The sequence below is a fragment of the Streptomyces globisporus C-1027 genome (genome assembly GCF_000261345.2).
In the GTDB taxonomy this organism is placed as follows: domain Bacteria; phylum Actinomycetota; class Actinomycetes; order Streptomycetales; family Streptomycetaceae; genus Streptomyces; species Streptomyces pakalii.
The window spans coordinates 14,836-39,720 of the sequence record NZ_CP013739.1; the positions used below are offsets into that span (position 1 = coordinate 14,836).

20 protein-coding genes are annotated in these 24,885 nt (G+C 69.3%); 2 read left to right on the forward strand and 18 right to left on the reverse strand.

Annotated elements, in window-relative coordinates:
* Window positions 1–84: 84 nt before the first annotated feature.
* The 4 genes from WQO_RS33715 to WQO_RS33730 form a co-directional block, all read right to left on the reverse strand.
* Window positions 85–633, reverse strand: coding sequence for a carboxymuconolactone decarboxylase family protein (locus WQO_RS33715; protein WP_010056247.1), 549 nt, complete (start codon window positions 631–633; stop codon window positions 85–87).
* Between the two features lie 170 nt (window positions 634–803).
* A complete protein-coding gene (locus WQO_RS33720) occupies window positions 804–1,868 on the reverse strand; it encodes a cobalamin-independent methionine synthase II family protein (protein WP_010056249.1) in 1,065 nt (354 codons plus the stop codon).
* Window positions 1,869–2,005: 137 nt separating this feature from the next.
* A complete protein-coding gene (locus WQO_RS33725) occupies window positions 2,006–2,392 on the reverse strand; it encodes a DUF6009 family protein (RefSeq protein ID WP_010056251.1) in 387 nt (128 codons plus the stop codon).
* Window positions 2,393–2,595: 203 nt separating this feature from the next.
* Window positions 2,596–4,125, reverse strand: coding sequence for a DNA primase family protein (locus WQO_RS33730; protein ID WP_029181875.1), 1,530 nt, complete (start codon window positions 4,123–4,125; stop codon window positions 2,596–2,598).
* A 1,132-nt stretch (window positions 4,126–5,257) separates the two neighbouring features.
* Here WQO_RS33730 and WQO_RS33735 point away from each other — a divergent pair.
* Complete coding sequence (locus tag WQO_RS33735; protein ID WP_010056253.1) at window positions 5,258–6,634, forward strand: extracellular solute-binding protein; 1,377 nt, start codon at window positions 5,258–5,260, stop codon at window positions 6,632–6,634.
* Window positions 6,635–6,739: 105 nt separating this feature from the next.
* On the opposite strand, the gene WQO_RS33740 is transcribed toward WQO_RS33735, so the two are convergent.
* Genes WQO_RS33740 through WQO_RS33750 form a run of 3 tightly spaced genes read right to left on the reverse strand, consistent with a single transcriptional unit; the run spans window position 6,740 to window position 12,001 of the window.
* Window positions 6,740–9,094: an ATP-binding cassette domain-containing protein gene (locus tag WQO_RS33740; protein ID WP_107115930.1), complete on the reverse strand. Its 2,355-nt coding sequence runs from the start codon at window positions 9,092–9,094 to the stop codon at window positions 6,740–6,742.
* 53 nt (window positions 9,095–9,147) lie between these two features.
* Window positions 9,148–10,515 carry a cation:proton antiporter gene (locus tag WQO_RS33745; protein ID WP_107115931.1) on the reverse strand — a complete coding sequence of 456 codons (1,368 nt, stop codon included), beginning with the start codon at window positions 10,513–10,515 and terminating at the stop codon, window positions 9,148–9,150.
* A 1-nt stretch (window position 10,516) separates the two neighbouring features.
* Window positions 10,517–12,001: a tryptophan 7-halogenase gene (locus tag WQO_RS33750; protein WP_010056256.1), complete on the reverse strand. Its 1,485-nt coding sequence runs from the start codon at window positions 11,999–12,001 to the stop codon at window positions 10,517–10,519.
* A 176-nt stretch (window positions 12,002–12,177) separates the two neighbouring features.
* Here WQO_RS33750 and WQO_RS33755 point away from each other — a divergent pair, with 176 nt between their 5' ends.
* On the forward strand, window positions 12,178–13,245 hold the full coding sequence (locus WQO_RS33755; protein WP_029181877.1) for a glucose-1-phosphate thymidylyltransferase: 1,068 nt from the start codon (window positions 12,178–12,180) through the stop codon (window positions 13,243–13,245).
* A gap of 132 nt (window positions 13,246–13,377) precedes the next feature.
* Here the strand turns inward: WQO_RS33755 and WQO_RS33760 are convergent, their stop codons facing one another.
* The 11 genes from WQO_RS33760 to WQO_RS33810 form a co-directional block, all read right to left on the reverse strand.
* Window positions 13,378–13,764, reverse strand: coding sequence for an enediyne antibiotic chromoprotein (locus WQO_RS33760; protein WP_050992197.1), 387 nt, complete (start codon window positions 13,762–13,764; stop codon window positions 13,378–13,380).
* Window positions 13,765–13,855: 91 nt separating this feature from the next.
* Complete coding sequence (locus WQO_RS33765; protein ID WP_237274240.1) at window positions 13,856–14,989, reverse strand: DegT/DnrJ/EryC1/StrS family aminotransferase; 1,134 nt, start codon at window positions 14,987–14,989, stop codon at window positions 13,856–13,858.
* 95 nt (window positions 14,990–15,084) lie between these two features.
* Complete coding sequence (locus WQO_RS33770) at window positions 15,085–15,819, reverse strand: class I SAM-dependent methyltransferase (protein ID WP_010056263.1); 735 nt, start codon at window positions 15,817–15,819, stop codon at window positions 15,085–15,087.
* Window positions 15,819–17,090 (reverse strand): class I SAM-dependent methyltransferase, encoded by a 1,272-nt coding sequence (locus WQO_RS33775; protein ID WP_010056264.1) that lies wholly within the window; start codon window positions 17,088–17,090, stop codon window positions 15,819–15,821. The genes WQO_RS33770 and WQO_RS33775 overlap by 1 nt, the downstream gene beginning before the upstream one ends.
* Window positions 17,091–17,196: 106 nt before the next feature.
* Window positions 17,197–18,354 carry an epoxide hydrolase family protein gene (locus WQO_RS33780; RefSeq protein ID WP_010056265.1) on the reverse strand — a complete coding sequence of 386 codons (1,158 nt, stop codon included), beginning with the start codon at window positions 18,352–18,354 and terminating at the stop codon, window positions 17,197–17,199.
* Window positions 18,355–18,427: 73 nt separating this feature from the next.
* The gene (locus tag WQO_RS37055) at window positions 18,428–19,090 is read right to left on the reverse strand and encodes an anthranilate synthase component II (protein ID WP_010056266.1); all 663 of its coding nucleotides are present in this window, start codon (window positions 19,088–19,090) and stop codon (window positions 18,428–18,430) included.
* Window positions 19,087–20,568 carry a 2-amino-4-deoxychorismate synthase SgcD gene (gene sgcD / locus WQO_RS37060; protein ID WP_010056268.1) on the reverse strand — a complete coding sequence of 494 codons (1,482 nt, stop codon included), beginning with the start codon at window positions 20,566–20,568 and terminating at the stop codon, window positions 19,087–19,089. The genes WQO_RS37055 and sgcD overlap by 4 nt, the downstream gene beginning before the upstream one ends.
* 16 nt (window positions 20,569–20,584) lie before the next feature.
* Entirely contained in the window at window positions 20,585–22,039 is a 1,455-nt protein-coding gene (locus tag WQO_RS33795; RefSeq protein WP_010056270.1) for a phenylacetate--CoA ligase family protein, read from the reverse strand.
* The gene (sgcG, locus tag WQO_RS33800) at window positions 22,036–22,707 is read right to left on the reverse strand and encodes a 2-amino-4-deoxychorismate dehydrogenase SgcG (protein WP_010056271.1); all 672 of its coding nucleotides are present in this window, start codon (window positions 22,705–22,707) and stop codon (window positions 22,036–22,038) included. Before sgcG ends, WQO_RS33795 begins: the two co-directional genes overlap by 4 nt.
* Window positions 22,708–22,726: 19 nt before the next feature.
* On the reverse strand, window positions 22,727–24,049 hold the full coding sequence (locus WQO_RS33805; protein WP_158514077.1) for an acyltransferase family protein: 1,323 nt from the start codon (window positions 24,047–24,049) through the stop codon (window positions 22,727–22,729).
* A gap of 98 nt (window positions 24,050–24,147) precedes the next feature.
* Window positions 24,148–24,726: a dTDP-4-dehydrorhamnose 3,5-epimerase family protein gene (locus tag WQO_RS33810; RefSeq protein WP_010056273.1), complete on the reverse strand. Its 579-nt coding sequence runs from the start codon at window positions 24,724–24,726 to the stop codon at window positions 24,148–24,150.
* Window positions 24,727–24,885: the final 159 nt, after the last annotated feature.

The following is a 24,885-nucleotide window of genomic DNA, read 5'->3' on the forward strand; positions in this document are numbered from 1 at the left end:
CCCCGGGGCTCGACGGGGGCGGGGCACCGGCAGGGGCGGCCGCGTGATCAGCCGGAGCCTGTCCGGGGGCGTGCGTGCGGGGCGTCAGCTGTCGATGTCGGGAACGCCAGGGACGTCGATCTCGGTGCGGGCGTAGTGGTTGAAGTAGTTGGTGTAGAGGTTCACGGCCACGTGGACGAAGACCTCGGCGAGCTCGGTGTCCGTCCATCCCTGTGCCACGGCCGCGTTCCACGAGGCGTCAGACGCCTCGCCCACTTCGCCGGCGATCTCCCTGGCCACCTGGACCAGTGCTTCGAGCTTCACGTCGTCGCCGGGCGTCCCCCGGCGAATCGCCACGGTCTCCTCCAGCGTGAAACCCGCGACCTTCGCCGACACCGTGTGCGCCGCCTGGCAGTACGCGCACGCGTCGACCGCGCCCACGGCGAGGGCGATCGCCTCGCGTGTGCGGGCGTCGAACGTTCCATGTTCGGCGACGGCTCCGGTGATCGCGGCGTAGGTTTCCAGGACCACGGGGGAATGGGCCATTCCCCCGTGGATGTTGAGCACTCGCCCGAACCGCTTCTCCAGTCGGCGCAGGATGTCTCCGCCGGCTGCGGGTGCGGTGTCGATGGTGTGGACGGGAATCCGCGGCATGGGAATGCCTCTCCTCGTAGTGATGGGAGTTCCTCGTCCCTCCAGTCTGCCCAAGCACCTCCCCCGGTGAGCTGTCCCGGCCGCCCTCCGGCCCCTTCTAGGCAGGTCGCCCGGTGGTGCGGCCCCAGGACGTCACCTCGCCGCACCACCGGGAGCCCCGAGGGGCGAGGTCAGAGGCCGAGCACCTCCTCGGCCAGGGCGGTGCCCCGAACACGGGCCTCGATCTTGGCGAAGGCCAGGTCGCGTGTGGTGGAGGTGTCGTCGGCGAACGGGGAGAAGCCGCAGTCGTCGCAGGTTCCCAGTTGCTCGACGGGGATGTAGCGGGCGGCGAGCAGGATGCGGTCGCGTACCTGCTCGGGGGTCTCGACCACTGGGTCGATCGGGTCGGTCACCCCGAGGAAGACGCGGGCGGCAGGGGGCAGGTGGTCACGGACGATGCTCAGGACCCGCTCGGGGTCCGCTTCGCCGGCCAGTTCGAGATAGAAGTTGCCCGCCTTGAGCTGGAAGAGCTTGGGCAGCAGTTCGGCGTAGTCGATGTCGAGGCTGTGCGTGGAGTCCTGGTCGCCGCCGGGGCAGGTGTGTACGCCGATGCGGGCGGTTTCCTCGGCGCTGAAGCGCCCCAGGACTTCGTTGTTGAGGGCGATGAAGTCGTCGAGGACGCCGCCGCTGGGGTCGAGCTTGAGGGACAGCCGCCCCTCGGTGAAGTCGAGCTGGACCACGTGTGCCCCCGCGTCCAGGCAGCCTCGGATGTCGGCTTCGGCCTCGTCGGCGAGGTCGCGCAGGAACTGCTCGCGGGGGTAGCCCTCGATGGGAGTGGCGGGGTAGAGGAGGCTGAGGGCGGAGGGTGCGATGACCGCCTGCTTCAGGGGGCGGTCCGTGAGCTGCCGTGCGGCGCGCAGATAGGTTTCGGCCCGCACCTGGTAGCGGAAGGGCCCTTGGGTGATGCTGGGGAGCTGCCGGGTGTGCCCGTCTGCGAAGGGGATGACAGCGCCGTCGGGCGAGAGGGTGTCGAGGCCGGTCACGGGGTAGGTGGCGAAGCTCGGCTTGGACTGTTCACCGTCCACGAGGACGGGGCTGCCGACTCGTTCCAGTCGTGTCAGGGTGTCCGCGACGGCCTGTTCCTGCTGTTTGGCCAGGTCCGTGGCGTCCAGGGTTCCCTGGGCATGCGCGGCAAGGGCGTGCAGGAGTGTCGCGGAGCGCGGAAGGCTGCCGATCGGCTCAGTGGCGATGGTCATGGCCGAAGAGTAGGGAAGAGGCTGGGTTTCGAACCACCGCAAAGCTTTGATTGCCGCTTTTTCAGGGGAAGTTGATGCGAAGTCGCCGAGCGGCGGAACGTGCTGATGTATGGGGGGCGGGAGGAGCCTGCGGGGTTCTAGGAGCCGGTCGCGGCCACGGTGGAGGAGGTGCCCAGCTGGGAGCGGGGGGTCTTTTCGCCGACGCGGTTGGGCTCGATGGTGCGGGGGTCGACGGCCTCTCCGGGGGCACCTTGCCGGTAGACGCCTTCGGGGTCGGAGTCCCGGTCATGGGGGAGCAGGAAGAAGACCCGGCGCCGGTACAGACCGCTGTCCGGGTCCGCTTCGGCGTCGGCCCCGAGTTCGATGTAGCCGATCATGCGGCCGTCGCGGGCGTAGCGCGGCTTGTTCTTGCGCCGGGGGGTCTTGTCCAGGGCCTGGCGGACGTAGTCGAGTCCCTCGGGATCTTCGAGCCACACGACCTTCGCCTCGTGAACGAGATCGCTGTCGGTCAGTAGCGAGCTCATGGCGGCGACCTCTCCTTCGTCGGCGTGCACCGGGTGGGGAGCGGTGCCTGCGTGATGTGTGTTCGTCTGCGGCGGTGGGCCGCAGTGGTGCGGACCGCCCGTGGTGCCGGTTCTCGGCCAAAGCACGGGCAGGTACGTCCTGGGGCACTCACATCGTAGATGGGGTCCGCTTCCGCAGGGCAGTGCCTCCGGTCGGAGGACGTTCATTCGTCGGCTGCCAGAGCGAGGTTGGGGTAGAACTTCCGGCCGTTGGATTTGATCATGTCGGCAGGTGAGGCGAGGCCCACTTCCTGGCGGACCCGGGTGGCGAAGGCACGGGCGGTCCCGGGGCGGATGCCTTCACTGTGTGCGCACCAGGTGCTGTAGGACGTGTAGAGAAGGCCCTGTTCGACGCGTAGCTCGCTGTTCTCGGGGTCGTGGAGGCAGCACTCGGCGAGGAAGCGGCCGATGTGGTCCTCGGTGTTCGCGTATGCGCTGGTGGCGATGCGGACCCGGTCGGGGCCGGCGAGTGTGTCGCGGGTGGCGAGGTAGCGGCGGGCCCCTTCGGTGAGCCAGTGCAGGATCCCGGGGCCCTCGTCCTGGACGAGTTCGACAGCCAGGTTGTCGATCTTGCGTTCGTCGGGGACGATCCGTTCGAAGGGCAGGAGGCGGATGCGGCGCCAGAAGGCGAAGCCGCCGGTGGAGACCTCGGGGCGGTGGTTGCCCAGCAGCCACAGCTTGTGCGTGGGTGTGAAGGAGAAATAGTCCTGCCGCATGCGGCGGGCCTTGATCTTGTCACCGCCGGTCAGCAGGCGGACGCGCGCCTCGTCGAAGCGGTCGTTGGGCTTGAGCTCGCTGCACACGATGAGGCGGCGGCCGTGGAGTTCGGTGAGCTCGGTGGAGTGTTCGGAGTATGCGCCACGGTCCATGAGGAAACCCGGCGGGGCTGCGTCGGCGTAGTCGCCGAGAATCTGGATCATCACGTCGAGGAGAACGGATTTGCCGTTCTTTCCCTGGCCGTGGAGAAAGGGCAGCACCTGCGCCCCGACGTCACCGGTGATGGAGTAGCCGAGAAGGAGGTGGAGGAAGTCGATCATCTCCCGCCCTTCGGCGTCACTGCCGAAGGTGTCTTCGAGGAAACGGTGCCAGCGGGGGGTGGGGATGTCCTGGGGGGAGGCGCTGGTGGCGCGGGAGTGGAAGTCCCGGGTGGGGTCGGGCTTGCGCATACGGCCGTTGCGGAGGTCGACCACTCCGTCAGGGGTGCACAGGGCGTAGGGGTCTCCGTCGAGGGTGTCGGGATCGAGGGAGAGGTCGGGAGAGGCCTTTGCCTGGGTGAGGAGCGCCTTCATACCGGTCGTCGACAGGGTGCGGCGTTTGTGGTGGTGCAGTTCCCGGTCGGTGAACAGCCCGCGGGGATCGCTGCCGGGCATCTCCTCCGCCATCTCTCCGGCAGCCCACAGGGCAGCTTTCTCGCCTCCGGCCCGCTTCCACCGGTAGCCGTCCCAGGAGTACCAGCCCAGGCCCTCCACGTGCCGGAACTGGTCACGGTAGAGACGGACGAAGAGCTTGGCGTTGCCGCGGTCGGTCAGGCTGGCGGGAATCTCGCCCGCCTCCCAGGCGGTCGCGGCGACGGGGGCCTCGGGAGCGGCCTGGACAGGGAGGAGCGGCGCTGGGGCCGGGGTGGTTTCGAGGGCCAGCATCTGCTGAGCGGCGGCAGTTGCGTCAAAGCGAGGGCCCTCGGCGCTGCTGCTCATGGACGTCCTTCGAGATGGAGCGGTCGGGCGGTCCCCGCTGCGGGAACGGCATGAATGATCTTCCCGGTGCGGACAGAGTGCCAGGGGCAGCGCATGTGCGGGGGGACAACGGCCCGTTTCGGACGAGGGCCGGCCGACGGGGGGAAGCAGGGGCCGGCAACCGGGTGGCGGGGCGGCGTGAGCGAGGGCACGAGCGGCCCGGTACGGGGGGAAGGGCTCGTCTCTCCGTGGGGCGGCACGTTGTGGTCCTCGTCCGTCAGCTTGCGTCTGGCTTCAGCCTCCTGACCCCCAATAAGGCGAAAGCTGCTGGTCAAGCATCTTTCGTGACACTCGGCGAGGGACTGAAGGGACTGTCTTTCGGAATGAGTGTAGGGGGTTGTCGGGTGGGGACCGCGCCTCGACTCCCCGGCGGACGGGATCTGTTCGGTCGGTCCCTTGGGTCCCTCCCCGGATCGCGGCAGGGACCCAAGGGGGCGGTGCGGCGGGCGGTCGGTGAGGGGCCCCGGTGGAGGGACTGAGGGTCTGTATGGAGCGATAAGAGGGTCTGAAGGGGCGGAGAGAGTTTCGGTCCCTGCGTTGAGTCCCTGGTCATCACCGCAGGTCAGAGGGGTTTTGAGGGGTGAAAAAGGGACTGAAGGGACTCAACTTCCCCATTATGAGCTGAGTAGAAGAAAGCAGTATGACGATATGCGCGCCTACATACGCGCGCGTACATAGTGAGCTTATAATGCGGAAGTTGAGTCCCTTCAGTCCCTTTTCGTGGGGTCGTATCCCCTCTGACCTGCGGTGATGACCAGGGACTCAACGCAGGGACCGAAGAGGGACCAAGTCCCTGCGCGGGGCGGGCGACGGTAATCGTGCAGTGCCCCCTCCCCCGTTTCCCACAGCGAGTCGTCGCTCCCCTGTGAGGCCGGAGAGGGTCCTAGAACCCCTCAGGGGCCGTTCTGTGGCCCTCTGGGCCTCCTCCTGGCCATTTACCCCATGGGGGCGCTTGGGGGCGTCAGGAGGGCTTGTGAGGGCTCTGCCGGGAAGTGGCGGATTGCGCATGGCAGGAGATGCCCCGACAGCGGCCGGGAATCGACGATGTCCCCCGACCCCTATCCAGCGTCCGCTGATCCTCAGGAGGCAGACCTTGCAGGCTCCAGAAGCGAAGAACGGCCGGTCCCCGGAGCAGCCGCAGGAAGAGCGGATCGTCCTGGACGTATGGCTGGCGAACTACCCGTTCCCCACCTATGACGGGCGTGACTTCCTCGCTCCGCTGCGCGAGCGGGCGGCGGAGTTCGAGCGCGCCCACCCCCGATACCGGGTCGACATCAACGGCCACGACTTCTGGACCATCCCCGAGAAGGTGGCGCGCGCCACCGCGGAGGGCAGGCCTCCGCACATAGCGGGCTACTACGCCACCGACAGCCAGTTGGCGCGGGACGCGCGCAGGCCCGACGGGAAGCCGGTCTTCACCTCGGTGGAGGCCGCGTTGGCCGGCCGGACGGAGATACTGGGACACCCGGTGGTGGTGGAGGACCTCGACCCCGTGGTGCGCGACTCCTACTCGTTCGGGGGCGAGTTGGTGTCGCTGCCGCTCACGGTCACCACCATGCTCTGCTACGCCAACTCCTCCCTCCTCGCGCGCGCCGGTGTTCCGGAGTTGCCCCGTACCTGGGATGAGGTCGAAGCAGCCTGCCAGGCGGTGGCCAGCGTCGACGGGGGGCCCGGTCACGGAATCACCTGGGCCAACGACGGCTGGGTTTTCCAGCAGGCCGTCGCCCTTCAGAACGGGGTGCTGACCGATCAGGACAACGGCCGCTCCGGCTCCGCCACGACGGTGGACGTCACATCGGACGAGATGCTGGACTGGGTCCGCTGGTGGACGCACCTCCATGAGCGCGGCCATTACCTCTACACGGGCGGGCCCTCGGACTGGGGCGGGGCGTTCGAGGCTTTCGTCCAGCAGAAGGTCGCATTCACCTTCGACTCGTCCAAGGCCGCCCGGGAACTCATCCAGGCCGGTGCACAGGCCGGTTTCGAGGTCGCGGTGTTCCCGTTGCCCAGGAACGCGAAGGCCCCGGTAGCGGGCCAGCCCGTCTCGGGAGACTCCCTGTGGCTGGCCGCGGGACTCGACGAGACCACGCAGGACGGGCTGCTCGCTCTCACCCAGTACCTGATCAGCCCGGCCAACGCCGCGGACTGGCACCGCACCAACGGTTTCGTACCGGTGACCGGCGCGGCCGGGGAACTGCTGGAAGCGACAGGCTGGTTCGACCGCCGGCCGCAGCAACGGGTGGCCGGGGAGCAGTTGAAGGCGTCCGACCGGTCACCGGCGGCGCTCGGCGCGCTGCTCGGCGACTTCGCGGCCGTCAACGAGGTCATCACCGCAGCGATGGACGATGTCCTGCGCAGTGGAGCGGACCCCGCGAAGGCCTTCGCCGAAGCCGGCGTGGCCGCCCAGCAACTGCTCGATGCCTACAACGCCCGGAACCGCTCCGGATCCGGGACCCCCTCCGCCGTCTGAGATCCGGTACCGGGGCACAGGGGCGCCGCCGCCCGCTTTCCCGGCGGGGCACTGGCCGGGGGGCGGGAGAGCACATGCTCTCCCGCCCCCCGGCAGGACGTAGGGTCAACCCGCCTGCGCCTTCAGGTGGCGGCGCAGATACTCACCGGTCAGGGAGGAATCCGCGGCGAGCAGGTCCTTCGGTGTGCCGGTGAAGACGATCTCGCCGCCCTCCCGTCCCCCGTCGGGACCCAGGTCGATGATCCAGTCGGCCTGCTGCACCACATCGAGGTTGTGCTCGATGACCACGACGGTGTTCCCGGCCTCGACGAGCCCGTCCAGGAGCTTCAGCAGGGTGTCAACGTCCGACATGTGCAGCCCGGTGGTGGGCTCGTCCAGGACATAGACCGTGCCCGTGCGGTGCAGCTGGTCGGCAAGTTTGATCCGCTGCAGTTCACCGCCGGAGAGGCTGGAAAGCGGCTGGCCCAGGCTGAGGTACCCAAGACCGACGTCGACGAGAGCGCGCAGTTTCGGCAGCAGGGCCTTCTCGGTGAAGAACTCGACGGCCTCGTCGGCGGGCAGCTCCAGGACGTCCGCGATCGACTTCCCGCGAAGCTGGTGCTCCAGGACCTCGGGCTTGAAGCGGCGCCCCTCACAGACACCGCAGTGCGTGGTCACCGGATCCATGAAGGCCAGCTCGGTGATGATGACCCCGCGGCCCTGGCACTCCTCGCACGACCCCTTGGAGTTGAAGCTGAACAGCGAGGCGTTCGCGCCGGTCTCCTTCGCGAACAGCTTGCGCAGCGGGTCCATCAGGCCGAGGTAGGAGACCGGTGTGGAGCGCGACGAGGCGGCGATCGCGGACTGGTCGACAAAGACCGCGTCGGGGTGCGCCTCCATGAATGCCCCGGAGATCAGGCTGCTCTTGCCGGAACCCGCCACCCCGGTCACCGCGGTCAGCACACCGGTGGGCACGGCCACGGAGACCTGCTTCAGGTTGTGGAGATCCGCGTTCTCCACGGTCAGCTCCCCCGTGGGCGGGCGGACCTCCTCCTTCACGCGGGCCCCCCGCCGCAGAGCCTCCCCGGTCCGGGTCTTCGCCTTCCGCAGCTTCGCGAAGGACCCCTCGAACACGATCTCGCCCCCGTGCACTCCCGCCCCGGGACCGACATCGACGATGTGGTCGGCGATCTCGATCACATCGGGGTCGTGCTCGACGACCAGCACGGTGTTCCCCTTGTCGCGCAGCGCGCGCAGCAGGTCGTTGAGCCGCCCCACGTCGCGCGGGTGCAGGCCGATGCTGGGCTCGTCGAAGATGTACGTGAGCCCGGCCAGACCACTGCCGAGGTGGCGCACCATCTTCAGCCGCTGCCCCTCGCCCCCCGAGAGGTCGGCCGTGGGCCTGTCCAGGGTCAGGTAGCCGAGCCCGATGGACACGATCCGCTCCAGGGCCGTGCGCGCGGCTTTCGCGAGAGGGGCAGCGGCCGGCTCCGTGACGCCGGCGAGCACCTCCGTGAGGTCGCGGACCTCCATGCTCGAGTAGTCGGCGATGTTCTTGCCGTCGATCCGGACGTCGAGCGCGGCGGCGTTGAGCCGCGCGCCCCGGCAGGAGGGACAGACTCCGTCGGTGACGAAACGTTCGATGACCTCGCGCTTGCGGTCGCTCAGCGCGCTGAGGTCGCGCTTGAGGTTGAGCCGCTCGAACCGGTCGGCCAACCCCTCGTAGTTCGTCTGGAACTCGGTGCTCTTGGTCTTCAGCGTCACCTTCCCGCCGGTGCCGCGCAGCAGCGTGTCCAGCTCCTCGGCGCTGTACTCGGCGATCGGCTTGGCCGGATCCAGACGGCCGGACTTCGCCCAGATCTGCCAGTCCGGGCTACCCACCTTGTACTCGGGGAAAAGGACCGCCCCGTCGTCCAGGGACTTCGAGCGGTCCAGCATCTTGTCCAGGTCGAGGGCGATGCTCTGGCCGAGACCGTCGCAGTCCGGGCACATGCCCTGGGGGTCGTTGAACGAGAACGCGGAGACGCCGAGCGAGGACGGCCCGTCGTCCTTCGTCGTGCCGAACCGTGCGAACAGGGCCCGGATCATCGGCTGTACGTCCGTCATGGTCCCCACCGTGGACCGGGCGTTGCCCCCCACGGGCTTCTGGTCGACGATCACCGGGGTGGTGAGGTTCTCGATCGCCTCGGCCTGAGGACGTTCGTACTTCGGAAGCTGGTTGCGGATGTACCAGCTGAAGGTGGAGTTCAGCTGTCGCTGGGCCTCCACGGCCACCGTGTCGAAGACGATCGACGACTTGCCCGAACCCGAGACCCCCGTGAAGACCGTGATCTGGTTGCGGGGAATCGTCAGGGAGACATCTTTGAGGTTGTGGATCCGCGCGCCCGCGATGCGGATGCCGTCTCCCGGGCCGGATGTTTTTCCCGCGCCGGCGGTGGGGTCGGTGACGCTCACAGAGTTTTCCTCCTGGCTTCCGTACATGATTTACCGTTCAGCCGGGCAAACCGGCGGAACGGTAACCACCTAGCTTGTACTCAGGAGGTGTCCGGGGTCTTCTCCTCCCGTGCTGACTTGGGGGCCGGCCCGCCGGACAGGGCCGGCTCCGTGTTCCACCCCGCCAGCCGATCCCCCCGCTCCGTCTCGTCCTCCTCGAGAACGATCCGGCTGCTCGCCCAGCGCAGGATCGGCGGCGCCGTCACCGAGGTGATGAGGGCGACCAGCACGATGATCGTGAAGGTCACGGTGTCCAGTACGCCGATACGCAGGCCGACCAGGGCGATCACCACCTCGATCATTCCACGCGAGTTCATCCCCGCTCCGAGCGCCAGCCCCTCGTAGCGGCTCATCCCGCCACTACGGGCGGCGACGTACGCACCGGCGAACTTGCCGAAAGTGGCCACCAACAGCACCCCGAGGCCCGTGAGCAGCACCGACGGCTCCGCGAGTGCGGTCAGGTCCATGCGAAGCCCCACACTGCCCAGGAACACCGGTGCGAACACGGCCATGACCAGCGTGCGCAGCGGGGCGAGCCGTACCGGGGCGATGTGCCTCAGCAGGGTCGCACCGGCCACGAACGCCCCGAACAACGCCTCCATCCCGGCCGCCGCGGTCAGCGCCCCGTACAGGACGACCACGGCCACGCCGACGGTGACGGCCGATACGGGGACCCGGCTGTCACCCGTACGGGACAGCCGCCTGCCGATCGGGCCGCCCACCGCACACGCCGCGGCGACGAAGACGGTCGTCCAGGCCATCGTGGTCAGGACCACGGGCCCCCCGGCCGCCCCACTCGCCAGCGCCGTCACCAGAGCGAGCAGCAGCCAGCCCACCGCGTCGTCGAACACCGCTGCCGCGATGAGCAGCTGGCCGACGTTGCGGTGCGTCAGATTCAGGTCGGCGAGCGTCTTGGCGATCACCGGGAGGGCCGTGACACACATCGCGACCCCGAGGAACAGCGCGAAGACGCCCCGCTCTCCGGAGTCCGCGAGCAGCGAGGCGGGCACCAGGTAGCCGGTGGCGATGCCCAGCCCCAGAGGAATCAGAAGACCCGCCAGGCTGACCCGGGCGGCCAGACCCCCGCGCTTGCGCAGGATCCGGGGGTCGAACTGGGCACCTGCGATGGCCACCAGCAGAAGGACGCCGAACTGGCAGAACGCGTCGAGCAGGTGCGCCTGCGAGATGTCCTCGGGAAACAGCCTGCCGGAAAGTCCCGGCGAGATCTGCCCCAGCAGGGTCGGCCCGAGCAGTACCCCCGCGGTCAGCTCCCCCACCAGCGGCGGCAGACCGATCCGGGTCCCCAGCCGTCCCAGACCGTAGGCACAGGCGAGCAGGAGGCCGACCTGGAGCAGGAAGACCGTCAGCGGCTCCCCGCCCAGCGGCGACGTGGCTGCGAGCACAGCCACGTCAGGACCGCGCACCGGGAACCCAGCCCAGCCCGTCCGTCGACGCGGCCAGACCCCCCTGCCTCACCGGTCGCTCGGCCCCCGCCTCATCCCCCAGAAGAGCCCGTGCCTGCAGTGCGGCGCTCTGCTCCATGAGGCGGCCCACCACCTTTCCCGGCACGGCGCCGTGCGGCCCGTCGGCGTCGCCCGCAGCGGTGTGCGTCATGCCGGCCATCTCGTCGGACGCCTCGGAGAACCGCTGCCTGGCCCGGGCCGTGTCGGCGAACTCGTCGGAGGAGACCCCGCCGATCAGTTCGACGAAGGACTGCAGGTCGGAGTCCGCGGTGTTGGAGATCTTCCGGGCCTGCCAGAAATAGGAGTCCTCCGAATGGTGCATGTCGTAGAAGCCGACCAGGAACTCGTAGAAGCGGCCGTACTCCAGCCGGTAGCGGGCCTCGAACTCCTCGAACGCGCTGGTCTCGTCGACCGACCCGTCCAGGCAGGAGTTGAGCGAGCGCGCTGCCAGCAGTCCGCTGTAGGTGGCGAGGTGCACCCCGGAGGAGAACACCGGGTCGACGAAGCACGCGGCATCCCCGACCAGGGCCATGCCCGGCGCCCAGAACTTCGTGTTGCTGTACGACCAGTCCTTGCGGACCCGGAGCTCGCCGTAGGGGCCCTCGGTCACCCGGGTGGCCTCGGAGAGCTTCTCCGCGATCAGCGGGCAGGCCGCGATGAACGACTCCATCGCCTTCTCGGGGTCGCCCTGCACCAGGCTCGCCGAGTCCCGGTTCACCACTGCGCCGACACTCGTCAGCTCGGGAGACAGGGGTATGTACCAGAACCACCCGTGCTCGAAGGTGCAGGTGAAGATGTTCCCGGAGTTCGGCTTCGGAAGCCGCTTGCCGCCGTTGAAGTAGCCGAACAGGGCCAGGTTGCGGAAGAAGGGCGAGTACTCGCGCTTGGCGCCCGACTTCTTGTACAGCCCACCGGTGTTGCCGGAGGCGTCCACGACGAAACGGGAGCCCACCTCGTGCTCGCGCCCCTCGGAGTCCCGGTAGCGCACGCCCCGCACCCGGCCGTCCTCGGCCTTGAGCACGTCGAGGACATCGCTGTTCTCCCGCACCTCGACACCGTGCCTGCGAGCGTTGTCGAGCAGGATCTGGTCGAACTTCATGCGCTCGACCTGGTACGCGTACCCCGTCGCCCCCGGCATCCGGCGCGAGACGGCGAAGTCGAACGTCCACGGTTCGGGGTTGGCACCCCACTTGAACGTCCCGCCGTGCTTGATCGTGAAGGCTGCCTTCTTCAGCTCGTCGGAGACACCGAGGAGGTGTGCGATGCCGTGGACGGTGGAGGGGAGGAGCGACTCACCGATCTGGTAGCGCGGGAAGGTCTCCTTCTCCAGCTGGAGTACGCGATGGCCCCGCTTGCGGACCAGCGTGGAGACGGTCGAGCCCGCCGGACCTCCGCCGACCACGATGACGTCGTACTGCGCTGACACGTCCACGGACTCTCCTTCTCGCACATCGGGCGTCTCATATTCCCAGGAATCCTCTGGCCCGCCCAGGTGCTGCCGCATCTTCGGTATTGCGAAGTCGTGGGCATTCTGCGAGAAGCATGAACCGCGTGGCCCGGTCTACAGTGGCGTGGAATTTCAGTGATTGCGCTGAAGGGCGGCACACGATGAAGGCACTTGTACTGTCGGGTGGTTCGGGGACCCGCCTGCGCCCGATCAGTTACGCCATGCCGAAGCAGCTCGTTCCGATCGCCGGGAAGCCAGTCCTTGAATATGTTCTGGATAATATCCGGAACCTCGATATCAAAGAGGTCGCCATTGTCGTCGGTGACTGGGCTCAGGAAATTATTGAGGCAATGGGTGACGGCAGCCGTTTCGGTCTGCGCCTCACCTACATACGCCAGGAGCAACCTCTGGGCATCGCGCACTGCGTGAAACTGGCCCGAGACTTCCTCGACGAGGACGACTTCGTCCTCTACCTAGGCGACATCATGCTGGACGGAGACCTGTCCGCGCAGGCGGGGCACTTCCTCCACACCCGCCCCGCCGCGCGGATCGTCGTGCGCCAGGTGCCCGACCCCCGGGCCTTCGGGGTGATCGAGCTGGACGGCGAAGGGCGTGTGCTGCGCCTGGTCGAGAAACCCCGTGAACCGCGCAGCGACCTCGCGGCGGTCGGCGTGTACTTCTTCACCGCGGACGTGCACCGCGCCGTCGACGCGATTAGCCCGAGCCGACGGGGCGAGCTGGAAATCACCGACGCCATCCAGTGGCTGCTGGAGCAGGGCCTGCCGGTCGAGGCCGGCCGCTACACGGACTACTGGAAGGACACCGGCCGGGTCGAGGACGTCGTGGAGTGCAACCGGCGGATGCTCGGCCGTCTGGCGCTCCAGGTGTCGGGCGAGGTGGACCCGGAGAGCGAACTGGTGGGTGCGGTGGTCGTCGAGGAGGGCGCCCGGGTGACGCGTTCGCGGGTCGTGGGACCAGCGGTGATCGGCGCGGGCACGGTCGTCGAGGACAGCCAGATCGGACCGTACGCCTCCATCGGCCGGCGCTGCACCGTGCGGGCGTCCCGGCTCTCCGACTCCATCGTCCTTGACGACGCCTCGATCCTCGCGGTGAGCGGACTGCACGGCTCGCTGATCGGAAGGGGCGCGCGGATCGCGCCCGGGGCCCGGGGCGAGGCCCGGCACCGGCTGGTCGTCGGCGACCACGTGCAGATCGAGATCGCGGCCTGACGCACCCACCGGAGCACCGGGGGGAGGCTCGGCAGGGGCGTCAGGCCGTAAGAAGGGCTGCCGGGGCGGGAGCGACCCGCCCCGGCAGCCCACAGGTCCCCGGTCCGCGGATATGGGGGACTCGAGGTTCGATCAGCCGAAGGTCAGAGCCACGTGGCCGAGGTCGAGCCCGGAGTTGCCGGCGCCGAGGTTACAGGCGGCCGTGGCGCAGTCGACGCTGCCGACCGGCGTGCCTTCGGGCGTGGAGCCCGTGTACGACTTGCGCACGACGAAGCTGAACGACGCCGCTCCGGACGCGTCCGTGGTGAAGGACGTCGCGGTCGCCGGGTTGCACGCGTCCTGGCCACCGACCGGAGCGCACTGGGCGATGTAGTAGGTCTCGCCGGCGGCGGCACCGCTGACCGACACCGACACGCTCTGTCCGTCACTCAGACCCGAGGCGGGACTGACGGAGAAGGCGGGCGCGGCGAAGGCGACGGACTGTGCGGCGGCGGCCAGGCCGATGGATGCGACGGCCACGACGCCGAACCTGGAAGCACGGCGGGACATGTGACGTAACGACATGCGTAGGCTCCGATTCGAGGAGGGGGTTGATCACTCCATGAAAGGATCACCTCGCCGGACGGCCGCCTGCATCTCCCTCTGTGCTCTCGTGGATTTCCGGCACGGCACTCCCGTCGACGGCCGCCCGCAGAATGCGGCAGACCCCCCGCACCTCCTCCGGCCCCACCGCCGTACCGGTGGGCAGCGACAGCACCCGCTCGGTGAGCGCCTCCACCTTCGGGAGCGGATCGGGCGCGTGGCGCGCGAGGTCGGACCGGTAGGGCTCGCAGCTGTGGCAGCCGGGGCTGAAGTAGGCGCGGGCCAGGACGTTGTGCCGTTGGAGCACCGCCTGGAGTTCGTCGCGGTGCAGCCCGGCGCGGACGGCGTCCACCTCGATGACGACGTACTGGCAGTTCGACAGCTCGTTCGGATCCTGCGGGCGGACCCGGACGCCGGGCAGTCCGTCGAGGTACTGCTCGTACAGACGGTAGTTGCGCCGGTTGATCGCGGTGAAGTGATCGGCGGACTCCAGGGAGGTGAGGCCCATGGCCGCGCTGATCTCGTGCATCCGCGCGACCGTTCCGCTCCCGGTGATCTCATGCGCGGCGTTGAGCCCCTGGTGGCGCATGGCCCGGAGCCGGTCGGCCAGGGCGTCGTCGTCGGTGACGATCGCCCCGCCCTCGAAGCTGTTCACGAACTTCGTCGCCTGGAAGCTGAAGATCTCCGCCGTGCCGAAGCCGCCGATCGGCTTCGACCGGTAGGTGCAGCCGAAGGCGTGGGCGGCATCGAAGAGCAGGTGCAGCCCGTGCTCGGCGGCCAGCTTGGTCAGCTCGTCGATCCGGGCCGGTCTGCCGAAGACGTGCACGTCCAGGATGGCGCGGGTACGCGGGCCGATGAGCCGCTCCACGTGTGCCACGTCCGCGGTTCCGGTCTCCTCGTCCAGTTCGCAGAAGACAGGCACCGCACCGATCCAGTCCAGTGCGTGGGCGGTGGCGACCCAGGTGAAGGAGGGCACGATCACCTCGTCCCCAGGACCGATGCCCAGGGCCTTCGCGGCGACCTGGATGCCGGTGGTGGCGTTCGATACGGCGACGCAGTGCCTGACCTGGGTCAGCTCGGCCACACGGGCCTCGAACTCCCGGACCAGGGGGCCGTCATTGGTGAACCACAGGCGCTCCAGCGCCCCGTCGATCCGTTCCATCAAACGGTCGCGGGAGCCCACGTTCGGGCGTCCCACGTGCAGCGGTTCGCTGAAGTAGGGCGTGGGTAGGGAGTCCAGACGCACCGGGCCGCCGCTCATGCCGTGCGCACGCCGACGAAGAGGCCGGGGCTGTTGGGCCGGCCGTCGGCCAGCCGGAAGCCGGGCACGAACCGCACCGAGAGCCCCACCGATTCGAAGGCGTCGGTGTACTGCTCGCGGGTGAAGAGGCTGGAGGTCAGGACCTCGGAGAACTCTCTGAAGCCGGAGGCGTCCGCGACCCGGAACCGGACCTCCAGACGTGACTTGTCGCCCTGGCGCACGGAGTGCGTCATCCGCGTGATGACACGGCCCTCCTCCTGGTGCAGATGGCCGCCGACATGCCCGTCGAGGAAGTTCTCGGGGAAATACCAGGGTTCGGCGACGAGGACTCCCCCGGGGTTCAGGTGGTGGGCCATGGCCGACACCGCGGCCTTGAGCTCGGTGACGGACCCCATCTCGCCGAGCGCGTTGCCCATGCAGGTGATCGCGTCGAAGGTGCGGCCCAGGTCGAACGAACGCATGTCACCGGCGTGCAGCGGGACGCCGGGAAGCCGGCCCGCCGCCTGCTCCAGCATCGCGGGCGCGTACTCGAGGCCCTCCACATGGCCGAAGAGCGTGGCGAGCGTCTCCAGATGGGCTCCGGTGCCGCAGGCGACGTCCAGGAGCGACACGGCGTCGGGGCGGGCGGCGAGGATCAGCTCGGTGAGCCCGCGGGCCTCCAGGTCGAAGTCCTTGCCGCGGCTGCGGAACACGAGGTCGTAGAACTTCGCGTGCTCGGGGCCGTACTCCATCAGACGAGCTCCTTCGCAGACTGGGCGGAGATGATTCTGGGCTCCGGGATGGGAACGATGAACTTCCCTCCCGCCTCCAGGAAGCGGCGCTCCTTGCGGACGACCTCGTCGGTGTAGTTCCAGGCGAGGAGGAGGTAGTAGTCCGGCTCGGTGGCAGCGACCTCCTCCGGAGGAAGGACCGGGATGCGGTTCCCCGGCAGCAGTTTGCCGTGCTTGAGGCTGGTGGTGTCGCCGCAGACGGTGATGTCCTGATCCGTCAGACCGCAGGCCATCAGCAACTGGGTCCCCTTGGACGGTGCTCCGTAGCCGGCCACGCGGTGGCCGTCCGCGGCCAGACCGCGAACGAGCGTACGGATCGCTTCGGTCACGCGCGTCACCCGCTCGGCGAACGCCCGGTAGGGGGCATCCGTCAGCAGTCCGCGCTCCTCCTCCAGGCCGAGCAGCGCCGCGACCGAGGGCTCCGGGACCCGTGCGGCCGACTCGCGCGCGGCGACGACCGCGATCGAACCGCCGTGCACGGCGACCCGCTCCACGTCGATGATCCGCAGGCCGTGCGCGCCGAAGAGGTGGCGCAGTGTGTGCAGGGAGAAGTACGACAGGTGCTCGTGGTAGATCGTGTCGAACTGGTTCTCGTCGAGCAGGTTCAGCAGGTACGGCACCTCGATGACCAGGACGCCGTCGTCGTCGAGCACTGCGTCGACGCCGTCCAGGATGCGGTGCACGTCGTCGATGTGCGCGAAGCACTGGCGGCCGATGACGGCCTTGGCCCTGCCCTGCTCAAGGGCGATGCGGCCCGCGGGCTCCGGGCCGAAGAAGTCCGGGTCCGTGGGGATCCCCCGGGCGTTGGCGATCTCGGCGAGGTTGGCCGCCGGGTCGACCCCGGCCACCCGCATGCCCGCCGCCCGGAACATCGCGAGCTGGGTGCCGACGTTGCTGCCCAGCTCCACGACCAGGTCGCCGGAGGCGAGGCTTGCCCGGCGGGTCGCCAGCCCGACGATGTGCGCCATGTGCTCGCGGATCTGGTCGGAGTCGGAGGAGACGTAGACGTAGTGCTTGAACAGTGTCCCGGGGTCGACGACATGGCGAAGCGTCATCAGCCGGCACGACCGGCACACGATGACGTCGAGCGGGAAGACGTCCTGCGCCTCATCGGCGTCGGCCGGATCGACGAACCCGTTGGCCAGCGGCAGCGAGCCGAAGGAGATCACCTCGGTCCAGTCGTCCGCACCGCATACACGGCACGTCTCGTCCCGCCTGCATTTCTCCAGCATGAAGTCTCCTGACGGCGAATGCCGACGCATCGGGCCCGTCGGTCCGGGGACGGTCAATCTAGGGTTCCGGCCGACGGGCGCTCCACTTCGTATGTGCCCTACTGGTTCAGCGGAGCGGACGGGTGAACGCCCGTACGTCCTCGATGAGGAGCTGCGGCTGCTCCATGGCCGCGAAGTGCCCGCCGCGGTCGAACTCGGTCCACCGCGTCAGGGTCGGCAGGATGCCCTCGGCGAACGACCGGATCGGCCGGGTGGCGTCGTCCGGGAACACCGCGACGCCGACGGGGGCCGTCAGCGGCCAGGGCCCGCCCCAGGTGCGGGCGAAGTCCGCCATGCCGCGAGCCGACTCGTAGTACAACTGAGCGCTGGAACCGGCCGTCGCGGTCAGCCAGTAGATCATCACGTGGGTGAGCAGCCGGTCCCGGGAGATGGCCTCCTCCACGTTCTTGCCGCCGCTCCACTCCTGGAACTTGTCGAGAATCCAGGCGAGCTGGCCGACCGGGGAGTCGGTGAGGCCGTAGGCCAGGGTCTGCGGGCGGGTGGCCTGGATGCGCTGCCAGCCGATGCCGGTGTCGGCGAACTCCCCGCTGTGCGCCAGCTTGCCCAGGTCGCTCTCGTCCAGGCGCCCGATGGCCTCCGGGGCGTCCTGGGGCGGGAAGGTCACCAGCATGTTCAGGTGGACGCCGGCCACGTGCTCGGGGTCGGCCAGCCCCAGCTCCAGCGAGACGACCTTTCCCCAGTCGCCGCCCTGGGCGACGTAACGCTCGTAGCCGAGGCGGTTCATCAGCTCCGCCCAGGCGCGTGCGATCCGCCGCACGTCCCAGCCCGGCTCGGCAGTCGGGCCGGAGAAGCCGTAGCCCGGCATGGAGGGGACGACGACGTGGAAGGCGTCCGCCGGGTCGCCGCCGTGCGCGCGCGGGTCGCTCAGCGGCCCGATGACGTCGAGGAACTCGGCGACCGAGCCCGGCCAGCCGTGGGTGAGGATCAGCGGGATCGCGTCCGGCTCGGGCGAACGCACGTGAAGGAAGTGCACGTCGGCGCCGTCGATCGTGGTGACGAACTGGGGGAACGCGTTCAGCTCGGCCTCCGCGGCACGCCAGTCGTAGCCGTGGCGCCAGTGGTCGGTGAGCTCCTTGAGGTAGGACAGCGGCACTCCGCGGTCCCATCCGGATCCGGGTATCTCCGACGGCCACCGGGTCGCGTCGATCCGGCGGTTCAGGTCGTCGATGTCGGACTGGTCGATCTCGATACGGAAGGGACGCACAGTGAATCCACCCTCGTGATTGTGGGAGCGGGGCGGCGCGAGGCGGCCGCCCCGATGTGATCGGGGACCGTGCTCAGGCCGCTTCGGCCGGCGCGGCCGCGCCTTCCCGTGCGGAGAAGGACCGCACGGAGGACAGGAAGTTGCGGATCATCGGCATGCCGTGTTCGGTCCGGAAGCTCTCCGGATGGAACTGGACGGACTCCACCGGCAGCGAACGGTGGCGCAGGCCCATCACGTAGCCGTCGTCCGTGGAGCGCGCGGTGACCTCGAGGGACGGCGGGACCGTGCCCTCCGGCACGATCAGTGAGTGGTAGCGGGTCGCGGAGAACCCCGCGGGCAGCCCGGTGAACACTCCGCGCCCGTCGTGCGTGATCCGGCTCGTCTTCCCGTGCATGAGATGCCGGGCGGGGACGGTGGCGGCGCCGTAGGCGCGGGCGACGGCCTGATGCCCCAGACAGACCCCGAGCAGCGGGACCCGGCCGGCGAAGGCCTGGACGATCTCGACGTGCCCGGAGGTGTCGGGGTGGCCGGGGCCCGGCCCCAGCAGGACCGCGTCCGGCCGCATCAGCCCCATCTCGTCCGGGGTCATGAGATGCGACCGCACCATGACGGGCTCCGCGCCGGCGGACATCAGATACTGGCGCAGGATGTCGACGAAGCTGTCGAACGCGTCGACCACCAGGACCCGCGGGGCCTCGGTGCCTGCGCCGGATCCGTCGGGAGACCACAAGCTCACAGCAACTCCTCTCCGGTGACCGCCCAGTGAGTGGCGCTCATCTTGGCCAGCGTCTCGGTCCACTCCGCCCCCGGTTCGGAATCGGCGACGATTCCGGCCGAGGCCCGGGTGCGGTAGACGCCCTCGTGGTGGAAAAGGGTCCGGATGCACAGCGCGAGGTTGGTGTACCCGCCCACGTCGAGGAGGCCGAGCGCCCCGGCGTACAGGCCGCGGCGGCTGCGTTCGACGGACTCGATGATCTCCATGGCGCGGATCTTCGGCGCGCCCGTCATGGTGCCGGCGGGGAACAGGGCGGCGATGGTGTCGAAGGCATCGGTGTCCACCCGCGCCCGGCCGACGACCGTGGAGACCAGGTGCAGCACGTGGGAGTAGCCCTCCACGTCCAGCTGGTCGGGTACGTCGAGCGTGTTCGGCCGGGCGATCCGTCCGATGTCGTTGCGGCAGAGGTCCACCAGCATGGTGTGCTCGGCGATCTCCTTGGGATCCGACCTCAGCCGGACTCCCGCGGCGATGCCGCCGTCCGCGCCGGACCGCGGCACCGTGCCCGCGATCGGCCGCATCGTGACCTCGCCGTCCTCGATGCGTACGAACAGCTCGGGGCTGGCGCCGATCAGACGGTGCCCGTCGATGCCCGCCAGATACATGTACGGGGAGGCGTTCCGCCCGCGCAGGCGCTGGTAGACGTCCGCGGGGTCGGCCGTCGAGCGGATGGAGAGCTCGTGACCGATCTGCACCTGGTAGATGTCGCCGACGGCGATGTGCTTCAGACACCGCTCGACGTCGTTCGCGAACACTTCGGGGGCGCTGTCGTCGGTGACCGCGGAGGCGGGGAAGCCGTCTGCGGACGGATCGGGCCAGGCCTGCTCCACGTCGGCGAGGAGCCCGGTGACGGTCTCCGGCGCGAGGCCGGGCCAGTACGGGGACTCGTGGAGCAGCAGTTCGCATCGGCCGGTGGCGAGATCGGTGACCACGCTGCCCCGGTGCAGGACCATGCGTACGTCCGGCAGGCCAGGCCGGTTCTCGATGAGGTGGGGCAGGTCCTCGATGTAGCGGGCCGTGTCGTACCCGAAGAACCCGAGGAACCCGAAGCGGAAGCCGGACGCGGACCCCTCGGCGTCGAACATGTCCCGCATGGCCCGCAGCAGCGGCCACAACCCGCCCGCGGTACGCAGCCGCAGCCCCTGGGGGCCGTCCTCCAGGAGCGCGCCGGCCCGCTCCAGGAGCAGGCCCCGCAGGGCGGGTACGCCCTCGACGCGCACCACCCGGTCGGTGACCGAGAGCGAGAGCAGCGCGCCGAAGCCGACGAACTGGTGCCTGCGGTCGCGGGCCGGGCCGGCCGCGGACTCCAGGAGGTAGACCTCGTCGGGGCCGAAGTGCTCGGCCAGCGCGCGGTAGGCGGGCAGGGCGCCCGTCTCCTTCACATCGAGGCGTCGTGTCCGCACCCGCACCGGGGCCGAGACCACGCACTGGTCGGTCATCCTGGGTCCTCCCGGATCACGTGGTGATGGCGTAGCGGTGTGCCACCTGACGGGCGGTCAGCACCGCCCGGTCGGGGCCGGAGCGGTTGTCGACGACGCGCGCGGCCTTCCAGCTGACGAAGGAGCCGGTGTGGGTCACGGGGTCGAGGTCGGTGTCCACGACGATGCCGGCGTGCGCGCCGGTCCGCTCCCTGAGCCGGGCGGCGACGGCCTCGCCGATGCCCTGCCGTTCCCCCTCGGCGCCGGCCAGCAGGTCCATGCGCACGGTGACGGCGTCGCTGCCGTCGTCCTGCCGGTCGATGACGACCTGGTAGCCGAGGCAGCCGCCGACCCCGTCGAGGATCGCGGCCTCCAGCTCGGCGGGCTGGAGGGTCACGTCGCCCAGGGGGATGCGGTCCGCGACCCGGCCGATGACCTGGATCCGCGGTCCCGGCAGCGGCTCCCCGGGGCCCGCCGGGAGGATGCGGACCAGGTCCCCGGTGCGGTAGCGGATCAGTGGTTTGATGCCGTCCACCAGCATGGTGAGGACGAGTTCGCCCTCTCCCGTGTCGCCGACCACGGCGCCGGTGTCCGGTTCGACGAGTTCGGTCAAGTAGTTGGGCTGGGCGAGGTGGAGCGCTCCGGTGTCCGCTCCGGTGGCGATGCACAGGGCTTCCTGGGAGCCGTAGAGCGTGGGCCGCACGACGGCTTGCGGCCAGAGGGTCGCCACGTTGTCGGCGAACTGCGGGGTGCAGATCTCACCCAGCGTGAGGAAGAGCTTCACGGGAAGCCGGGCCAGGTCGTAGCCGTAGTGCAGGGCCGCCTTGGCAAGGCTCAGGCACAGCGCCGGAGCACAGACGACGACCTCGACCTCCAGCTCCTCGATCAGCCGCAGCGCCTTACGGAATCCCACCCTGGGGGACTCGGGCCAGATCTTGACGTGACAGGCCCCCAGCTCCGCTGCCACCGCGGTGAACACGTCCCCGAACGCGTACAGCTCCGACGGCCCCATCAGGCCCACGACGGGCATCCGCCCCCCGAACCTCGCTTCCAGCATGCGGCGCCAGGACTCCCGGACGGCGATGTTGCTGGTCGCGATGTCCTTCTCGCCGCGTGGGCACGGGGTGGCCGCCCCGGTGGTCCCGGTGGTCTCGTAGTAGATGCGTGCTTCGTGCAGCGGGCCCGACAGGACGTCGTGCATCTCCCGCCGCAGGTCGTCCTTGGTGGTGAAGGGCAGGTCCGCCAGGTTCGCGGGGGTGACGGCCTCGACGTCCACGCCTGCCAGATGGCGGCGGTAGAACGGCGAGCGGCGGGTGACGTGGCGCAGTACGGCCGTCAGCCGTTCGCCCTCCCAGCGCTCGCGGTCGGCGGCGGTGAGTTCGCCGCGGTAGAACGCGTCGCTCACCTGCCCGTAGGCGGACCAGAACTCGCTGTCCGCGTCGGGGTCCAGCGGCCCGGTCCCGCCGGGACCGGGCCGCCGGCCGTCTCTCACGGCTGTGCCTGGAGTTCGTTGAGCGCGAGGCCGACCCGCTCGTTGACCTCGTTGGAGGCCAGCACGTCCGAACGGCCGGTGAGCCGACGGTGTTCGTCGAGCAGTTCGATCATGTCCGTCATCCTCTCGACCAGGCGCGAGACGTTGGTGAGGCCCTCCTCGTCCTTGAGCGCGTCGCCCCGGTGCAGCGCGTGCACCGTCGCCGGGAAGCCGCTGCCCACCAGGATCATCCGGTTGAGCAGGGCATTGACGGTCAGCTGAGCCCATACCTCGCCGGCGCTGTAGCGGCGGGCGACCGAGATGATCCCCGCGACCTTGTTGCTCAGCGGCCGGTCGAAGCGCAGATAACCGACTCCGGCACGCTCGATGAAGGTCTGCATGAGGCTGGCCGTGCCGAATCCGTGCACGGGCGCCGCGAAGATGATCCCGTCCGCCGCGACCATCTTCGCCACGACCTCGGGCACCCCGTCGGCCAGGGTGCAGGCCACCGGCCTGTCGTTGCAGTCCCCGCAGGGCCCGCACCGCTCCATCCTGATCGAGCGCAGGTCGACGGCCTCGAAGTCGACGCCGCGGTTCTCTGCTACGCGTGCCGCGTGCCGCAGTACGTCGGCGGTGTTGCCGTCACGTTCCGAACCGTTGATCGCGAGGATCTTGAGTTGTGCGCTCACGAGGGGCCTCCTTGGTGAGTCAGGTGCGCTCGGCGGTCGGCTCGGGGGAACTGTCTGGCCGCCGCTGGTCCGGGAGCCGCAGGGCCGGCTCGGCGGGGGCGGGAGGAAGACCGCCCCGCGGCGGGCCGCCACGCTCGCCGAACCGGATGAGGGGCTTCTCGACGAGATAGAAGCTGATGGTCGCCAGCACGACGCTGATCGAGATCGTGAAGAGGAACAGTTCCCAGAACCCCATGTCACCCCGGAATTCCGGCGTTGGCACGGGAGACTTGCCGAAGATGCTGCCGTTCCTGAGCCAGAGGTTGATCACGATCTCGTGCCAGAGGTAGACGCCGAGGGAGATCTGGCCGAGGAAGAGGATCGGCTTGCTGGTGAAGAGCGCGTCCGAGAACCGGGACTCGGCGCCGGGGACCGTCATCGGTGCCAGGAGCAGCAGGGTGAAGGAGGTCAGGATGAAGTGGTCGACGAGCTCCTGGGCCAGGGCCGCGTTGTCGCCCATGCCCGGGATGCCGATGGGCTTGGTGGCGTAGAGGAGGTACAGCGGGATGAGCGGGACCCAGCAGATCAGCGGGCGCCGGATCACGAAACGGTAGAAGCCCGGGGTCCCTGGCGTCGCCTCGGCGTACGCGGAGTAGATGGCCAGTGCCATGCCCGCGGCGAAGCAGCCGGCGTAGTAGGGCGGCCAGTACCACTGCATCGTCGCGCCGGTGGAGGGGAGGTTGGTGTACGTGACCCAGCCGATGGCCATGACTTCCAGCGCGGCCAGCGGCAGCAGGAGGCGGCGTGCCTTCTGCCCGGGAGTGCTGCCGCCCCGCGCGAGCCGGTGGCCGATCCAGGCGATCAGCGGCAGGGCGAGGTAGAACGTGAACTCGGCGGGGACCGTCCAGGTGGGCTCGATGCCGTGCATCGGCTGGCCCTCGGGCAGATAGAAGTGCATGAGCAGCACGGGCCGCAGGACGTCGCTGACGCTGTCGATCTCGAACCAGTTGTAGCCGGGGATTGCGAAGACGAGCAACAGGTAGTAGGCGGGCAGGATGCGCAGGGCCCGGCGTTTGAGGAACCGTCCGGTGGCGGGCCGCTTCGTCCCACTGATGGTGACGCGGGCGTAGGGCTTGTACAGCATCATTCCGGACAGAGCGAAGAAGGGGGGAAGGCATACCCCCAGACCGTCCGCGAGGACGCCCCAGAACGGTTTGCCCGGCTCACCGACGAAGCTGCCCACTCCGGCCTGGAAGGCGACGTGGTAGACGACCACACCCAGCGCGAGGACACCTCGCAGTCCCTCGAACTTCGGTATTCGCTTGCTTTTTGCGCCACCTGCGTCGCGAAGGACGTCCCCCATGGAACAGTCCCCTTTCCCTTGGCACTTGCTCGTTGACTTCCCGAAATAGTCGGGTCTGCGGAGTGTGAGCCGCATCTCCAATCGTGCTGTTCCGGTGCTCAGGACGACTTGTTTCGGCCTGAGTGGGAAGGCAGCCACCCCCGCCGCCCCGCCTCGGCCAGACCGGGGGCCGAGGAGTCCCGTTCCGAGAGGATCGGAGTGATCTCCGGCGGCCAGGCGATGCCCACCTCCGGATCCAGCGGATTCAAGCCATGTTCGAGCCGGGGGTCGTAGGCCGCCGAGCACAGGTAGACGATCACCGCCTCGTCGCTCAGCGTGAGGAATCCGAAGCCCAGCCCCGCGGAGACGTACAGCGCCCGTCCGTTCTCCTCGCCGAGCTCCACGGTCCGCCAGCCGCCGAAGGTGGGCGACCCCACCCGGATGTCGACCACGGCGCCGAACACGCTGCCGCGCAGGCAGCTGAAGTACTTGGCCTGGCCGGGTACGCCCCCGGCGAAGTGGATGCCCCGCAGCACCCCGTGGGAGGAGATCGCGCAGTTCGCCTGCCGCAGGTCGAAGGAGTGGCCTACGGTGCGGCGGAAGGGCTCGCCCTGGAACCACTCGCGAAACGAGCCCCGTTCGTCACGGAAGACCTGCTTCTCCTCCGTCCACGCTCCCGAGATCCCGATCGGCTTCATCGCTGGCCCCTTCTCTCGACTTCTCTCGACGACTCGCGGGAGGCGGCCGAGGGGTCCGCCGGGCCCGTGGGAACGCCGCAGTCTAGATGCGGCGGCACCGGGGGCAGGGGGGTGCGGACGACGTCCGCCCCACCTCAGCACACCGGGAGATGCAGGTCG

What these genes read in the sequence shown, in the direction of transcription:
- sgcD (WP_010056268.1), bottom strand. Translation starts at nt 20,568, where the DNA reads ATGACCGACCAGTGCGTGGTCTCGGCCCCGGTGCGGGTGCGGACACGA.
- WQO_RS33805 (WP_158514077.1), bottom strand. Translation starts at nt 24,049, where the DNA reads ATGGGGGACGTCCTTCGCGACGCAGGTGGCGCAAAAAGCAAGCGAATA.
- WQO_RS33730 (WP_029181875.1), bottom strand. Translation starts at nt 4,125, where the DNA reads ATGAGCAGCAGCGCCGAGGGCCCTCGCTTTGACGCAACTGCCGCCGCT.
- WQO_RS33725 (WP_010056251.1), bottom strand. Translation starts at nt 2,392, where the DNA reads ATGAGCTCGCTACTGACCGACAGCGATCTCGTTCACGAGGCGAAGGTC.
- WQO_RS33775 (WP_010056264.1), bottom strand. Translation starts at nt 17,090, where the DNA reads ATGCTGGAGAAATGCAGGCGGGACGAGACGTGCCGTGTATGCGGTGCG.
- WQO_RS33755 (WP_029181877.1), top strand. Translation starts at nt 12,178, where the DNA reads ATGAAGGCACTTGTACTGTCGGGTGGTTCGGGGACCCGCCTGCGCCCG.
- WQO_RS33810 (WP_010056273.1), bottom strand. Translation starts at nt 24,726, where the DNA reads ATGAAGCCGATCGGGATCTCGGGAGCGTGGACGGAGGAGAAGCAGGTC.
- WQO_RS33715 (WP_010056247.1), bottom strand. Translation starts at nt 633, where the DNA reads ATGCCGCGGATTCCCGTCCACACCATCGACACCGCACCCGCAGCCGGC.
- WQO_RS33740 (WP_107115930.1), bottom strand. Translation starts at nt 9,094, where the DNA reads ATGTACGGAAGCCAGGAGGAAAACTCTGTGAGCGTCACCGACCCCACC.
- WQO_RS33770 (WP_010056263.1), bottom strand. Translation starts at nt 15,819, where the DNA reads ATGGAGTACGGCCCCGAGCACGCGAAGTTCTACGACCTCGTGTTCCGC.
- WQO_RS33720 (WP_010056249.1), bottom strand. Translation starts at nt 1,868, where the DNA reads ATGACCATCGCCACTGAGCCGATCGGCAGCCTTCCGCGCTCCGCGACA.
- WQO_RS33765 (WP_237274240.1), bottom strand. Translation starts at nt 14,989, where the DNA reads ATGGAACGGATCGACGGGGCGCTGGAGCGCCTGTGGTTCACCAATGAC.